The organism is Borrelia sp. RT5S, from assembly GCF_021165755.1.
GTDB lineage: Bacteria > Spirochaetota > Spirochaetia > Borreliales > Borreliaceae > Borrelia.
In genome coordinates this window covers 33,010-47,237 of record NZ_CP088942.1, presented here as the reverse complement: position 1 = coordinate 47,237, position 14,228 = coordinate 33,010, and the positions used below count along the sequence as shown (strand labels likewise).

Here is a 14,228-nt window from a genome sequence, read left to right as displayed (position 1 = left end):
GAGGTGTGTTTATGAGATTTGTTTCAATAATTTTTCCCATATTACTCTGTGTTTCAAGTTTATCTTATCTCTCAGCAGGTGTTTCGGAGTCTTGTGGTGAACATCTTTGCTCTAGGACTTACGAGATGAGAGTAAATCATGCTGGTAAAATAAAAAGTATTTTATTCCAGAAGGAAGTTTTAAGCAAGGAAGGTGAGGGATATCAGGACTATGAAGAGTCTTATAGGGAGCTCTTAGGTAAGTCTTTCCCCTCTTATCGCCTTGAGTTTAGAATACTTGGCGAGAAGAGAATGCTTAACTTTAAAAATGTTATCTTTGGAGGTCTGGATGCACAGATGTCTATGTTTGATATGACAGAGCGTAGTGCACAACTTGCAGGTATTAAGGATTTTCACATAGCGCCTGTTGAAAATAATAAAGAGCTTTTAGATTTAGTCTTTCCTGTGGAGGTAAAAAATACTTTAGTTGTTTATCTTAAACAGGAATTTGTTGAAAAACTTAAACAAAAGGATAAGCTTAAATTTACTTTAGTAGCTCATGATGATACGGAGTATGATGTTGAGCTTCCCAATTTTTTAAAAGAGCATGATTTTTAGTTTAGTTTATAATGGTTAGGATACAATAGAATTTAAAAGGGGAATGTCTACTGGGGCATTCCTTTTTTGTTAAAAATATTGTTCAAATTCCACAGCTTGGGCATGATTTTAGCTTAAATTGATCTATATTACCTTTAAGTGGGGTAGGCGTGGTTTCCTATTTTTAATGTAAGGGGTGTTTTTCTTGGAGAGTAGGGAGTTATTAAGAGGGATTGCTAGAACAGTTTTTATTTCAACCGTAAGAGTCGTCCGGTTTGTCTTGGCTGTACTCTTAAGCATTGTTGAATTTGTTTTAGTACTGCTGGGGAGCGTGATTGGTTTGTTCTTTGGCTTATTCCTTGGTGTTGGCATGCCGCCTCGGTGGTTCAGTTTGGCTATTGTGCCTATTATAAAAGAGTCGAATCTCTAAAATACAAATGAACAGCAGGTAATAGGCTCTTTTTGTGCTTATTACCTTTTGTTGATTTTATTCATACATTCTTCTTCAAGAGTTCATGAATAGATATTTTCTAACCGTGAACTCTTTATTTATTTGAACACGGGTTTAATAGCAAAGAAATGGAATTAATTTAATTTTAAATTAATTATTAACTTGTAATGAGTATAAAAATTAGAGTTTTTTGTTATACTTAAATTATGATATTTAAAAAAGGTTTTAGCAGGTTTGAAGGTGTGTTGGGTCCTGGGGAGAAGATAGATCCTTTAAAGCTTTACAGGTACTCAATATTTTTCAGGAATTACATTGAAACATCAGCAGAGGATGCTTTGCGTCTTGGTATTAAGCTGGATTTTTTAGACTCTTCTTGGGTTGCCTCTGGGTTTGATTTGTTATCTTTGGAGTTGGAGCTTAAGGAAGCCCTTCTTGAGGCTATGGTAAGTTATAGGTTTAATGGGGCGGGATATATTTTAATTAAACCCAAGTCTTTAGATGAGGATTTAAGCAGAGGGGTTAACGACGAGCTTCCTGCTGGGTTTAAATACCTAGACTATGGGCGGGTTCGGGATGATCGTGAGAGTGATTATGTGGAGTACTTGCGGGGTGATGGGACTAGCATTTTAATGCACAGGAGTAGAGTCATAATATATGAAAATTTTGATCATATATTAAAATCGCATGCACCCGTTTATACACAGAGTTTACTTCTAGATATTTGTCTACTTGAGCAGATATACCTAGAAATTGAGAAGAGAATTGAGCAATATAATTTTTTGTTTTACAAGGATGAGCAACTGGTTGGGCTCATGGAGGCTTTGCATGATTCTAGGACTCAGGTTAGTGGGCAAGGTAAGAGCAGGGGATTGTTTGCCACATTTTTTAACAATAGTGACAAACAGAGTAGGGGTCAAGACATGGGAGGGGATGGTCTTGGGGATGTGCTTGCAAAACTTAAGGAAGGTTTGAGTAATGATGGGATATTTTACAGTGCGGATGAGAAAGCCAGTTTGGAGGTAGTAAAGTACGACCTTTCTTTTTTAAAGGATGCATTTGATTTGGTTAAAGCAAAAATAGGAGCAGATACCAAGGAACCCTTAACTCGCAGTTTTAATGAACAGGTCAAGGGATTAGGGAGTGATGGGAAGGGAGACCGGACTAATTATGTTGATTTTTTGTGTACCGTACAAGAGGCGGCTGCGACTGCTGTTAACAGTAAGCTTAATAAATACTACAGATTAAATATGAGGTTTAATGACCTGATGACATTAAGCGATGATCAAAGATTGGAACAAGACCTAAAGATGCTAGATGCATATTCTAAATATTTAGAGATTATAAAGCATAATTCTTTAAGTGATATTGAGATAGAGTCACTTAAGAATAGATTAAATTTTTCATTTTAAGGAGGTTTAATGAAGGAGTTGGGGGAAAATTTGGAGCGGGATGCAAGTTTGGATGGGGTTGATGAGTTAAGCGGTAATGATGCGCTGGGAGATGAATTATTTAGTCGAGCTGTTTGGATTACCAGGCTTGCTGATGACAATCTAAGTGCGGGATATAACACACAGGGGCTTTTAAATGCAGGTAATTCGCTAACTGAGGTACTAGACATGCAGTCCCTTCAGCTTATAAGGAAATATGTTAATAGTAAGCAGATATTAGCAATTGCAGGCACTCTTGATATTGCTAACATAAGCTTTAAGACTAAAGATATGCTTTTAAGGCTTGCTAATGTCAATATTGATGCGTGCAAGAATAGCAATAATTCATATGGCTTGATGACGTTTAGTAAGGCAGGCTTAGGAGAGGAGTTAAGTTTAGGTAACAAATCAGTTGTAATTAATAGTTATAAGGACTTAAGGCAAGCCATGCTTAATGAGTGGGGACAAATTAGGCAAGAATTTTATAGCGCCAAGTCTTAAGTTAATTTAAAGGTTTTAATTTAAAAAAATATAAGGAGAATATTTTATGCAGGACGAAAGTGATCTGGGGGTAAGCTTAACCACAGTACAGTACGGTAAGAGTAAGGTAGGGAGTCAATTCTTATCTTCTGAGCAGAACAAGCAAACATTGGTTTTGGAAAAACTTAAGAGTGTAAGTTGTAACACATACCCATCCGTTTTCAGTAAACCTGACAAATTTGGGTCTGGGGACATATATTTTGCACACAAAGGGGGGCTTAAGTTTTTTGCAGGAGAGAAATTTGAAAATTATCAAGCGGTTGATTTTTGCTACAAGTGTGGTGTAAAGCTTGTTGTTGGTGATGGGGTTGGGGACAGAGTTGCACGAGGAGGAGAGGAGGATCTTTATGGTATTTGCATAGACTATGATGAGTTTACCAGGACAGCAACAGTAGTATCGGTTGCTAGTAGTTTTGAATGTGTTTTACTTGCTAGTCAGGATGTTAAATCTGGGGATAGGTTAGCTTTTGATGAGTCGGGTGTGCTTAAGAGGGTTCAGAGCAAGGGCACTTACATGCACGCATTAGCCTTAAGTGATGCTTTACAGTTTAAAGATAAAGCTGGGTATTACGGTGCAAGAGTTATGCTTATAAGCAAGCCGATTAAGAAAGATAGTTAAAAAAGGAGAATTAAAACATTGAGTGAAAGTCTATTTAATAATGAAGAATTTATAAATACCATAAGGGAATCTTTATCTATCCAAAGACCAATACCGGAGTACTATCATTTCTTTGATAATGAGCAAGTAGAGGTTAGTGATATATCACTTGCAAGCGAGAGGGTTGTAAAGTGGCATTCAAACCTAACAGGGCCGCCAACGCTTAAGGTTAATGATTTTAGTACGGTTGCTACCGTTAAGTTTAAGAGGCAAGTAGTGTCGCTAAACTACTTACCGTTTCAGTATGCATTTACGTATTATGCCCCTGATGGAAAATTGGACATACAAGCTGTTAATAATATTAATATGAGTGAGGGGCTCAGGTATTCAATAGCTGAGATACACAAACTGATAAGTGCTCAATACTTAAGGGGTGGACTTTGCTTCTCAGATAAGAAGCAGAATAGAACTCTTCTTCTTGATGAATCTAATCAAGAGACCATGTATGGACTACTTAATCTTCCAGGACAAATAGATAAGACAGTACAGGTAGGGGAGGCACTAGATTTAGTTAAAGCTTGCAATGCTGAGATTGGAGAGATTAATTTAGAAGATAACAGGAGTGTTCCTTTTAAAGTTTTAACTACCCCTAGGATTAAGGGTCTTTTGCTACAAAGATTACCGAATAATCATTATTCATACAAGGATATGTTATTTGATTGCTTAAGAGCAATAAATAATGATGCTGATATTGATCTTGAAACTACGAATTTACTAGAAGATGAGATGTTAATTTATCCAAGAAGCCCTAGACTTGTGTTGTTAAAGGATGGGCATCCGCCTGTGCTTAATGCATATACACAAATATCGAGTAGTAACTTCAGAACTAGTTTTCTAGATTTTTCTATTGGTAGTATTCTTGCAAGCGAGAGTTCGATACTTAGACTTAAAGTAACTTGGAAATAAAGATGAACTGCGAAGGAATTTTAAGTTCATTGGAAGAAACATATTCAAGGGTAGGGAGCTTGCTTATGCTTAAAGCAGAAGAGTTCAGCATTAGTGAATTTCATATGTATTTAAGCTTACTTGAGGATGTCTTGCATAGCAGGGACATAGGCATAGGGGATTTAAATGTAGGTAAGGCATTTTTACTCATTTATTATTTCATGGGATGTGAACTTAAGAAAAGAGGTAGGCTTACTCATTTTGACTCTAGTAAAGTGAAGGCAGAGAGATTTAATGAAATATCGGTAGAGTATTGCGACTATGTGGTAAGAGAAGAGGCTTCAAGCCGAGATTTTTGTATTGCATTTAAGAATTTATTGGATGAAATTATTACGGATAAAAACAGAGTGTTAATAGGAGTTGTATGATGAATGGAATTGAAGCAGTTAATTTATCTTTAAAGAACAGTATTAAAAGATATGCACAACCTATGTTTTTATTTAAAAAGGTCTTAGTTAAGAATGAGGCTAATGCTTCTTACGAGAAAAGGATTAGCAAAAATAATGTTGCCAGGTTTGCTGGTGTTTTCCTACCACTTACAAGAGAAGAGAAAATTGAGCTTTTTGATACAAAATTTTTTGCCAATGAATTTTTTGCTAAAGTTTATACAATAGATTTTCTTGATTTCAGGCCGGAAGAGCATGTGATGGTTAATAAAAATTTGCTAGAGATTATTAGCATAACAGGGTATGCTCAAAATGAAATTGGCTATACCACTTTAATCCTTCAGGGACTTTAGTTGCATGAATTTAACTGAATTGGTAATGGATGGGTATGTTATTAGGTTTATGTGAATCTCAAGAATTTCTAATAAAAATACTCCTTAAATTTAAGGAGTATTTAAGGAAGCATTGTCTAGAAATAGAGCTTTTAAATTTGCAGGGTAATCTTTATTTAAGTGATTTACAAGATAAGCATCCCGATTTACTTGTGGTAAGGCCAGAAGGATACGAGGGTCTTGCTCCTCGCGAATTAAGGAGTGGTGGTTTTTACGAGAATGTTAATGAATTTGGGCTAAATTTTACTCTTCATTTTATGGGATTTGTTAGGGATTTAAGTGAAAGAGAGCTTTACCGCAATTTGCATGGCATTTATGAGCATTTTTTGGAGTTTTTGCACTCAAATTCTCATAAATTCGAGTTTACGAAAAAGCTTAAGAGTTCAGATAGCTTGTCACTAGCTTATTACATAAATGCAACAAGTAATTTAAATAATAACGGTTTTGTAAAAGTTTCAGGGAGAAGAAACAGGGCAGTTCTGGGTTTAAGTCAGACCTACAGAGCGAACATACAGGCCACTGAGATTGCAAGTTAAAGTTGAGACTAGAAATTAAAAATTAGATTTAAAAAGGAGATTATATGCCACAAGATACAATTAAGGTTAATTTAATTGAAAATAAGGTTAAGCTAAATAATGTTGGCTACTATAATCCTTTACTTATTTACAAAAGTGACTGTTTAAGTAAAGGGCATTTTGTTTTAAATATTTCAAATTACAAAGAAAGCATAGCATCCATTGAGCTCAGACAGGAATACAGCAGTGACGAGACTCGGAAGAAGACGGCTGAGACACAGCGAACTCTTCTTGCAGGTAAGTTTTCTTCCCTCTTTGCATCCGAAGGCCTGAGGTCTGTTGATTTGTACATCTATCAAGATATTAAAGAGGCAACAAAATTCCTAGGTGAGCATGTACACACCTTTGTGGTATTCATAGAAGAGCCAGCTGAGGGTTCTTTAAAGGGTGATTGTGAAGCTTTAAGGGGGCTGGCTAGGTTTATTGTATTGCCAACTAAGGGCAAGGATTTGCCCAAGGGTTTAAAGGATAGGAGTTCAAGTGAGCTTGATGGGGTAATTCTTGTCTACGTAAAGGATAATGATGATCTACATCTTAAGTTTATATCCCAGTATCTACATCAAGCATCAATTTTTCATTCTGTAAATCCTTATGGGCTTACACTTAAAGCGAGTCCAATTTATGATGCAAGTTTAATTAGTGCGTTGCGAAGAAACAATATTAATTTTTATTCTCTACTCAATGAAACGGGAAGAGATGGGGTTTTAGCATTCAAAGAAGGAGTTGATCTTGCCGGTAATGCAATTGATGAGGCCTTTACGTATTATCTCTTAAGAACAGAAGCCACCCGTGAGCTCATTCGTATTTGGAGTCGTAACAATAGACAAAATAGCAAACTTAGCCAGTTAAAAGTTGGAGACGGCAACAACGCATACACAGCAGGACTTGAGTGTTTATTTAAAGGTTTCACAGATGCGGGACTGATTGTATCTTTCTCTGACATTAAACTTGAGCTTAAGGCAAGCAATGGATTGGCATTAAATTTATCAATTCGTGTTAAATACAATGACAGTTTTAAAAGTGTTGTCCTAGACATAACTAGCGATGATATTAATGATTATTTAAAAAGGGAGGCTGTTTAATGAAGGAATACTATTCACTAGATTTAGTATTTTTTAGCTTTGCAGGTGCTTTAATAGACAGAGGGAGGATACAATATTTAACATCTCCTTCCACCATGGCTACAGCAAGTACGGAGGACAGAAATGTTCCAATTCCTAGTTTCAGGGATCCACGTACCGTTACGCACATATTTAATTTAGAGATAACTAAAGGTTCTCTTGATTATAAGCTTTTAACCAAACTTAGCAATGAGCAATTTTACTCTAATTCTTCAAAATTAGAAAAACTTAAACCATTGGTATTTAATGATCAAATGGGCCTCAAAATTGTGTCCAATAGTGCATTTTTTGCTGAAGTGCCAAGTAGGAGTTATTCAAATGATAATGAGGCTGTTAATTTTGTAATACATGCAATCAATTGTGAAGTTGAGAGGAACTAGATGCGGTACAAGTTAAAAATTTTATCTAAAGACAAGATTTATGAATACACATTAAGAGATATTCCTATGTATGAATGGGATTCTATTTTGGGATTTGATGTTAATCAAGAAACTTTAAGACGTGAGCTTAACGACCTTTCAGTACTTAAAAGAATAAGTTCTTTAATGATATCTCCTGTCTTTTTTGATGAATTTTACGAAATTATTAATAACAATAGAAGACATTCATTTTTGTATAAATATGCCCTTCCCACCATTCTTTTTGCTGTTCAGTATTCTTTAGTAGAAAAAATTGAAGGACTTAAGGAACCTAGTTTGGTGTACGTTGAAAGCCAACAAGACTCTGGTGGGAATTTTGTTAAGTATTCTCATATTGATGATAGGTGGAATTACGAGAGCCTGGTTTCTTTGTAATTTATTAGATTTGTATTTAAATAAGTGAATTTAAACAAAGGTGCGATAATGAGTCATAATATTGCTTTAAATGATTATTTTTCATATTTGAAATACTTAAGGAGTGAGGCTTGTAAGTATTATTTCCCTGTTTTAATGGGTGTTTGTACTTATGAGGAAGTAAGGCAATTTAAATACACTGAACTTGTAGAAATCAACAAAATTGCTAATTTAAAGCTTAAGAAGGAAATTTATGAAAAATTTTTAGCAAAAAGGGCATGTGAGGTTTTATGAGATACGGCCCAGAACGGCAGTTTGTTTTTGATGACACAATTGAAGATTTTTTTCTACTCCCTGCTCCTTCTTTAAGCAACAGGCCTTTGCATCTTCCTGACTTAATGGGTTCGGGGAAGAGGACTTCCTGAGAAAGCAGATTGGATCTTTTCTTTCAGGAGTACGAGCACAAGAAGATTTATTTAAAGAAGGTATTAACAATGCTAATTTACCCTTTATTAGTACTCCAGAGTCAGATAATGACCTAGATTTAACCACAGAGGAATGCAGCGCATTGGGGTTTTGTGCAAAAGGTGTGTTGCTTGATCCTTTAAAACAAGAGGGCAAGCACAGTGATGAGAAAGACTTATCTGGTAATTTAATTGAAAATCTCTTACCAAGCTTAATACGTTTGCTGGATTTAATGCCTAGAACGGACAATCCTTTGGACTTTGCTTTAAAAAGCATTTCTAGCAATAGGGAATCTGAGGGCAATCTCGATTCTAGCTTAAGTAAAGCGCCCAAGAGGCGTGATTTTTTAAATGGTCCAGGCTCCCATCTCTTTTCTTCAAACATTCAAGATAAATTTAATATTAAATTAGATTTGCACAATGGTCTTAAAGAATTTAACTGGGGTAAACAATTTGATGGTATTGGTAATGCTAGACATAAAAACCCGAACACAGATTTAGTGCAGTCAAATGGTACTAGTCTTGCAGGCATTGAAGATGCAACTTATAGTGATTTTGAAAATAAAAGAATAAAAGACATGCTTGCAGATACGGGTAAGTTTGAAACTCAAGTAGACATGAATGATTTCATTTTAAAGACTTGTGGATTTAAATCCTTGCTAGCTAGAGGCGAAACCCCAAGCAGTGAGGAGACATTGCTTGATGCTGTTAAACTTGCAAGCCGTATTAAGACCGGCAGGCACGTGCAAGACAATGAGGAGGCTGTGTCTGTTGTGTATGATTTGTTTAAAGGTGACCAGAGTAGGCTGGCTTCAATTATTAATAAGACAGATCGAAGCAATAGTAATGCTTGCATGCTAGACAATAAACCCATCAACGAATTTGAAAATAATGAATGTTTAAGTGGCGATCTAGTAAAGAATAAGATTGATGGTGCACTTGCAAGCTTTAGTCGCAATTTAGACCCAAACGAAGGGCCTGATGCGAATAGCATTATCTCAGTGAGCTTTAAAGATAATGTCCAATTGCTTACAGACCAAATCAGAGATCTTTTAATTTGTGTAAATTCACTAGATTTCGAAAAGAATATTATTCAACCCTTAAGCGATGCTTTTCTTAATATGGAGAATGCTATTAATAACTTAACAGATTCATTAAAAGACAGTGCACAAGAGAATTGTTTAGGTAGTAATATACATGACTACAAGGTGGGCAGCGAGAGCTCCCGAATGCCCTAGGAGCTTATATGCATAGCATGCTAGAGAAAACAACACTACTTATTAAGGAAATTGTGAGTCAAATTTTAAGTCTCTCAAGTGCATCTAACTTTATTGCACTCTTCCCACGCCCTGATTTTAAAGGACTGGGGTATCTTCCTCAAGTTTTTTTTGTATTTCCCAAAAAAGGGTCTGTTGAGGAGCATTTAACCAGCATTAGTAGTCAGAGGGCAGTTATTAATCCTTCAAACAGGCGTAGTGAATTCGTTAATTATAACGTTACTGCAAATCCAGAAGTAATTACTCTGCATAACGCAACGCTCTCATCTCTTTATGAAAAGGTTTTGCTTGACAATTTAAGAGCTACGCCCTTTGCAAACAGTGTGATGGAGTTTAATTCTAACTTCATCAAGATGCAGTTTAGAGAAAGATTTAGAGCTGGAGTTTATTATACAGTGTATGGCCCTTTCATAGGGTTTCACGAGACGGCAATCATTAATTCCTTGAAAATGAGGAGCACTCCGTTTATTGATGAATTAGATATTAGTTTACAGATTAAAGTAGTTCAAACTTTTAATTTTTCAAACTATAAAGGTTAGAATAGGTTTAGGAGAATATTTATGGTTAAGGTTGTATGTATATTATTTTTATTGTTGTTAAATTTAAATCTCTTTGCAACAGTACCCCCAAGGCCTTTTAATTTCAAGAGCTGGAATTTCCAGCAGGATGTTGAGGATGCATATGGTTTAAGCTATGAATACAAGGAAGGTGCCTTACTTAAGGCAGCTGATGCAACTAGACAACGCAGAGCTGATCGAATTTTAAAAAGAATAACAGAAATTGAAAACTATTATGAAAGTCTTTTTAGCTTCATAACAGATAATCTTTTTTTCAAAGTAGAGGCTGAGTTTTTAAGAAAAGGAAACCAGCATAGTGATGATGATATTTTCATAGAAGTTGATAATAGGATGCAAGATATCATAGAAATCCCTATGGAAAAGCGCCTTGGTAAGGAGAGATATAGGCTTTTAAATTTTAGTAATAAGAATCTAATTGAGAGTCCCGATTACACCAAATTGTTTATTAATGTACAGATACAAGAGATTGAGTTTTTAGAAAATTACATTACACGCAGGCTCGGTATAAATTTAAGTATTCCAGCCGACAATGCAGTCAGAGCAAGGCCAGCAGGCAGTGTAAGGCCAGCAGGTAACGGTAGACCTATATCTAATCAAAGGCCAGCAAGTAGATCTAGAACATTAGGTAATGGAAGACCTACAGTTAACCGAAGACCAGCAAGTAGAGCTAGACCTACGGTTAACCAAAGACCCAATGGCAACGCAAGACCAGCAGGCAGCTCTAGACCCACAGTTAATCAAAGACCTGTTCAGAAGGATAAGCTTGAGGAGGAGGACAAGCCTGAGAGTAACACAAAACCAGTTGAGTACAAAAGACCAGCAGGCGGGAGAGAAGCTTTATAGCTTTAAATGACTTGTTAGAACAAACAAGTTATTTAAGAAGTTAATAAAGGAAATTATGTTGCTGTTTCAATATAACTTTAAAATAGAATTTTACAGTGTAATCAAGGGAATTCTGGGCTCCAGACCCAAGCTTATAATAGAGACAAAAAATGGAGCGCCCCTTGTTAACATTTTAATTAGTAATGAATATTCCACTGTAGGCTCGATGCAATGCAAAAAGGCACGACTTCAGTTTTTTAATATGCCTTTAAATTTTAATAAGTCTTTAAAAATTGGAGATGTCGCCAAGATTTACTATGGAAAATTTTCTTACCAGAAGAGTATAGATTATAAGTTCATTATGGCTGGCTATTTGGGAGCACCCATTGATTTTGATTTTGAAAATGGTGATTTTATTTGCGAGTATGATGTCTACCTTATGTTAAAAGACACATTTTCAAATACAAAACTTACTATTAAAAATTTTGGTGGTAAATCATTAGAGGAAGCAATAAGGACAGTATTTAACAATAAGGCCGTTATTTATATTAGCAGGAAAGACAGAGAACGCATAATAGATGAGAGCTTTTATGTATCAACTCTTAAAGAATTTATAGAAAAACTTATGGGCAAATATGTGCATTCAATATTTGTAGATGCTGGAGATTTGACCAGCGAGCCTGATACTAGGTTTGTTTTTATTAACTTTAATGCATTAAGCGAGGTTAAGAGATTTTATAAGAATTTACAAGACTATGCGCTCTTATTTATTCCTCAAAAGGAAGTAAGGGTATTGGGGCAGTCTAGTTTTAATTTTTGGAACGCCACACTTCTTTTCACAGACAAGATCAAGGTAGGAGACGGAGTGCAATTTGTTAATCGATATGGAGAAATTGTAAAGGCCGTTGTGCAGGAAACTAGTGCTCATTTAACCAATGTAGGAGATTGCACACTAAAATTGAAACTCTACGATGAATCTAATGAACTAGGCGAGGTGGTGTATGAATCAAAATTATGATATTTGCAAAAGTTTGGGTAGTCTAAGCAATGACTCCTCAGCACGTGAGGAAGCAAGGAAATATTTACGTGAGAATGTCTTTATTTGCAGGATTGGAGTCATTAAACAGTTTGATTTTGAAACTCAAGAGGGAATTGTTTTGATCGAAGAATATGAGGGATTAGGGATCCTCACGCGTAATATTTCAAATCTAAGGCTTGACCTTAAACAGGGCGATAGGGTGGTATTGCTTCAAAGTAGTATTAATATCTTCAACGAATCGGACAATAACTATTTTGATAAAAATTATTTTTACATCCTAAATGCCATAAACCCTGAATGTGCAAGTATTAAGATAGATAAATATAGCGTGTCTTCAAAAGAACTTGACATTAAAAGCGAGCAGTTAGGCCTTAACTCTAGGAACGTAAGTCTTGAGGGTGAGAGCATTGAAGTTTCTGTTAAGTCTTTAGTTATTAAGGCTGACAATATTGACTTTAAAGGAAGAGTGTATATTAACGGTAAGTTATTTGAAAGTCATACACATGGATCTGGTAGCATTGTTTATGTAAATGCAGCAGGCGCCCCTACTCCTGTAACGGGCAATACTTCAGGTGTTGTCTAGGCTTAATATTGCCTAATTTTTAAGTTTACTTAACTGGAAGCTTGATAAGAAGATTTAATACCAGTCTTTAAAACTATCCATACCAGTAATGCTGGTAGTTTGCAAGAACAATTTCAAATATAGCTAAATAGAGTCAAAATACAGTATATGTTAAGATATATTATATATTAATACCAAATACAAAATGATAATGAAAAGGAGGGTATTGAATGAAGAGGCTTGGGGTATTATTATTTGCGCTGCTTTCTGTATTAATGGGATGTGGACAAGAAGGGAGTGGTCTTCTTAGGTTGAGTAAGTTTTACAATCCAGAAGAGAAAGTAGGAAAAACAGACACAGAAGAGAAGGAAGCAGGGGAAATTGATACAAATAAAGCAAATGTAGTAAATGCATATTTATTGTTAGGATCAAAACCAGCAGATGGGGGTGAGGGCAGTGAACAGGGCTTAACAGAAGTTGAAGAAGATGCTGGTAGTGGAGCAAGCGAAGGCGCAGATGTGCAGGATGCAGGAACTACTGGTACAGAAGAAAATGAGGCAGGAGCTAAAGATGCTTCAGTTGACACCACAGATGTAGTCGAGGCAGATTCATTAGGATCAGAACCAGCAGATGAGGGTGAGAGTAATGGACAAGGCTTAACAGAAGTTAAAGAAAATGCTGAGAGTGAAACAAATGATGACACAAATACAGTAGATGAGGGAACTAAAGATGCATCAGAGGAAGACGCAGATGTGCGAGGGACAGTAACTAGTGATGTACCTGTAACCAATGAAGCGCCTACAACAACCAGCAGTGTGCCTGTAACCATTGACGTGCCTGTTGTAGACAACACAAACGAAACGGATACAACAAAGACAAATTCACTGGAAGTGGATCAAGTAGATGCAGAGGAGAAGCAAAGACAAGAAGCAGCGAAGCAAAGACAAGATGCTTACCTTGAGCTTGAACAAAAATTAAAGAAATATAAGGCAAAACTTGAGAGTGCTAGAGGTACTTTTGAAGCCGGAAGACATTCATTTACTGCTTTACTGGACAAACTCGGTAAGATGGGGGGTGTCTTTATGGATTTTGGACACTATAATACCTCAGAGAGAAGAAATTACATATATTCGTCTTTCAATTATGATGCTAATGAGATAAAACAATTTGAGGAAATATTTGTTAAATTACCAATCAATAGGCTTGACCTAGGAAAAATTGACGATCAATTTGTTGCTAAAAAGCTAATTGAGTTACTAAATCTCATTGGGACCGCAACTCATACTGTGTTAAATGAGAGTTTTTCAGATGCTAATTTGCTAAGACTTAAAGATAATCAAGACACAACAGTTGTTCCTACAGCTAGCAGTCATTTAGATGATTTTATAAGCGAAAGAGAAGCGTTAATAGACAGGATTAAAAGACATTTGTCATTAGCAGGAAATAAGAAGCATGATGAAGCTTTGATGAGAGAAGAGTTGATGAAAATGACTGGTAGTAAAACAGAGATTCAACAAGCAAAGACAAATTTCTTTAAGTTAAGAAGACAGATTGAAAGATTATTAAAATAGAGAAGATTGAAAATAGAGGAAGTTGAAGAATCAGCTTCTTCTATTTAGCTATTTAATAAAGAATATTAAAAA

Annotated in this window: 19 protein-coding genes; all 19 read left to right on the top strand. The window is 35.7% G+C overall.

Annotated features, from left to right (window positions below; translation table 11 throughout):
• Nucleotides 1-11: 11 nt before the first annotated feature.
• Complete coding sequence (locus LSO06_RS05590) at nucleotides 12-596, top strand: hypothetical protein (RefSeq protein WP_231761122.1); 585 nt, start codon at nucleotides 12-14, stop codon at nucleotides 594-596.
• 636 nt (nucleotides 597-1,232) lie between these two features.
• A complete protein-coding gene (locus LSO06_RS05585; RefSeq protein WP_231761121.1) occupies nucleotides 1,233-2,435 on the top strand; it encodes an anti-CBASS protein Acb1 family protein in 1,203 nt (400 codons plus the stop codon).
• A 9-nt stretch (nucleotides 2,436-2,444) separates the two neighbouring features.
• Nucleotides 2,445-2,954, top strand: coding sequence for a DUF1357 family protein (locus LSO06_RS05580; RefSeq protein WP_231761120.1), 510 nt, complete (start codon nucleotides 2,445-2,447; stop codon nucleotides 2,952-2,954).
• A 46-nt stretch (nucleotides 2,955-3,000) separates the two neighbouring features.
• Nucleotides 3,001-3,612 carry a DUF228 domain-containing protein gene (locus LSO06_RS05575; protein WP_231761119.1) on the top strand — a complete coding sequence of 204 codons (612 nt, stop codon included), beginning with the start codon at nucleotides 3,001-3,003 and terminating at the stop codon, nucleotides 3,610-3,612.
• 18 nt (nucleotides 3,613-3,630) lie between these two features.
• Entirely contained in the window at nucleotides 3,631-4,557 is a 927-nt protein-coding gene (locus tag LSO06_RS05570; RefSeq protein WP_231761118.1) for a hypothetical protein, read from the top strand.
• Nucleotides 4,558-4,559: 2 nt separating this feature from the next.
• The gene (locus LSO06_RS05565) at nucleotides 4,560-4,964 is read left to right on the top strand and encodes a DUF3890 domain-containing protein (RefSeq protein ID WP_231761117.1); all 405 of its coding nucleotides are present in this window, start codon (nucleotides 4,560-4,562) and stop codon (nucleotides 4,962-4,964) included.
• Entirely contained in the window at nucleotides 4,964-5,335 is a 372-nt protein-coding gene (locus LSO06_RS05560) for a DUF1506 family protein (RefSeq protein ID WP_231761116.1), read from the top strand. Before LSO06_RS05565 ends, LSO06_RS05560 begins: the two co-directional genes overlap by 1 nt.
• Before the next feature lie 35 nt (nucleotides 5,336-5,370).
• Nucleotides 5,371-5,910, top strand: a complete 540-nt coding sequence (locus tag LSO06_RS05555; RefSeq protein WP_231761115.1) for a DUF764 family protein — start codon at nucleotides 5,371-5,373, stop codon at nucleotides 5,908-5,910.
• Nucleotides 5,911-5,954: 44 nt separating this feature from the next.
• Complete coding sequence (locus tag LSO06_RS05550) at nucleotides 5,955-7,031, top strand: DUF787 family protein (RefSeq protein ID WP_231761114.1); 1,077 nt, start codon at nucleotides 5,955-5,957, stop codon at nucleotides 7,029-7,031.
• Nucleotides 7,031-7,450 carry a DUF1463 family protein gene (locus LSO06_RS05545; RefSeq protein ID WP_231761113.1) on the top strand — a complete coding sequence of 140 codons (420 nt, stop codon included), beginning with the start codon at nucleotides 7,031-7,033 and terminating at the stop codon, nucleotides 7,448-7,450. The genes LSO06_RS05550 and LSO06_RS05545 overlap by 1 nt, the downstream gene beginning before the upstream one ends.
• Nucleotides 7,451-7,864, top strand: coding sequence for a DUF1473 family protein (locus tag LSO06_RS05540; protein WP_231761112.1), 414 nt, complete (start codon nucleotides 7,451-7,453; stop codon nucleotides 7,862-7,864).
• Nucleotides 7,865-7,912: 48 nt separating this feature from the next.
• Nucleotides 7,913-8,137, top strand: a complete 225-nt coding sequence (locus tag LSO06_RS05535; RefSeq protein WP_231761111.1) for a DUF1322 family protein — start codon at nucleotides 7,913-7,915, stop codon at nucleotides 8,135-8,137.
• On the top strand, nucleotides 8,134-8,268 hold the full coding sequence (locus tag LSO06_RS05805; protein WP_255673287.1) for a hypothetical protein: 135 nt from the start codon (nucleotides 8,134-8,136) through the stop codon (nucleotides 8,266-8,268). Before LSO06_RS05535 ends, LSO06_RS05805 begins: the two co-directional genes overlap by 4 nt.
• Nucleotides 8,269-8,411: 143 nt before the next feature.
• The gene (locus LSO06_RS05530; protein WP_231761110.1) at nucleotides 8,412-9,545 is read left to right on the top strand and encodes a hypothetical protein; all 1,134 of its coding nucleotides are present in this window, start codon (nucleotides 8,412-8,414) and stop codon (nucleotides 9,543-9,545) included.
• 8 nt (nucleotides 9,546-9,553) lie between these two features.
• On the top strand, nucleotides 9,554-10,123 hold the full coding sequence (locus tag LSO06_RS05525) for a DUF792 family protein (protein ID WP_231761109.1): 570 nt from the start codon (nucleotides 9,554-9,556) through the stop codon (nucleotides 10,121-10,123).
• Between the two features lie 21 nt (nucleotides 10,124-10,144).
• The gene (locus tag LSO06_RS05520; RefSeq protein ID WP_231761108.1) at nucleotides 10,145-11,005 is read left to right on the top strand and encodes a dermokine domain-containing protein; all 861 of its coding nucleotides are present in this window, start codon (nucleotides 10,145-10,147) and stop codon (nucleotides 11,003-11,005) included.
• A gap of 55 nt (nucleotides 11,006-11,060) precedes the next feature.
• On the top strand, nucleotides 11,061-12,002 hold the full coding sequence (locus LSO06_RS05515; protein WP_231761107.1) for a DUF693 family protein: 942 nt from the start codon (nucleotides 11,061-11,063) through the stop codon (nucleotides 12,000-12,002).
• On the top strand, nucleotides 11,986-12,606 hold the full coding sequence (locus LSO06_RS05510; RefSeq protein WP_231761106.1) for a DUF777 family protein: 621 nt from the start codon (nucleotides 11,986-11,988) through the stop codon (nucleotides 12,604-12,606). Before LSO06_RS05515 ends, LSO06_RS05510 begins: the two co-directional genes overlap by 17 nt.
• A gap of 209 nt (nucleotides 12,607-12,815) precedes the next feature.
• The gene (locus LSO06_RS05505) at nucleotides 12,816-14,156 is read left to right on the top strand and encodes an ICP22 family protein (RefSeq protein ID WP_231761105.1); all 1,341 of its coding nucleotides are present in this window, start codon (nucleotides 12,816-12,818) and stop codon (nucleotides 14,154-14,156) included.
• Nucleotides 14,157-14,228 lie beyond the last annotated feature (72 nt).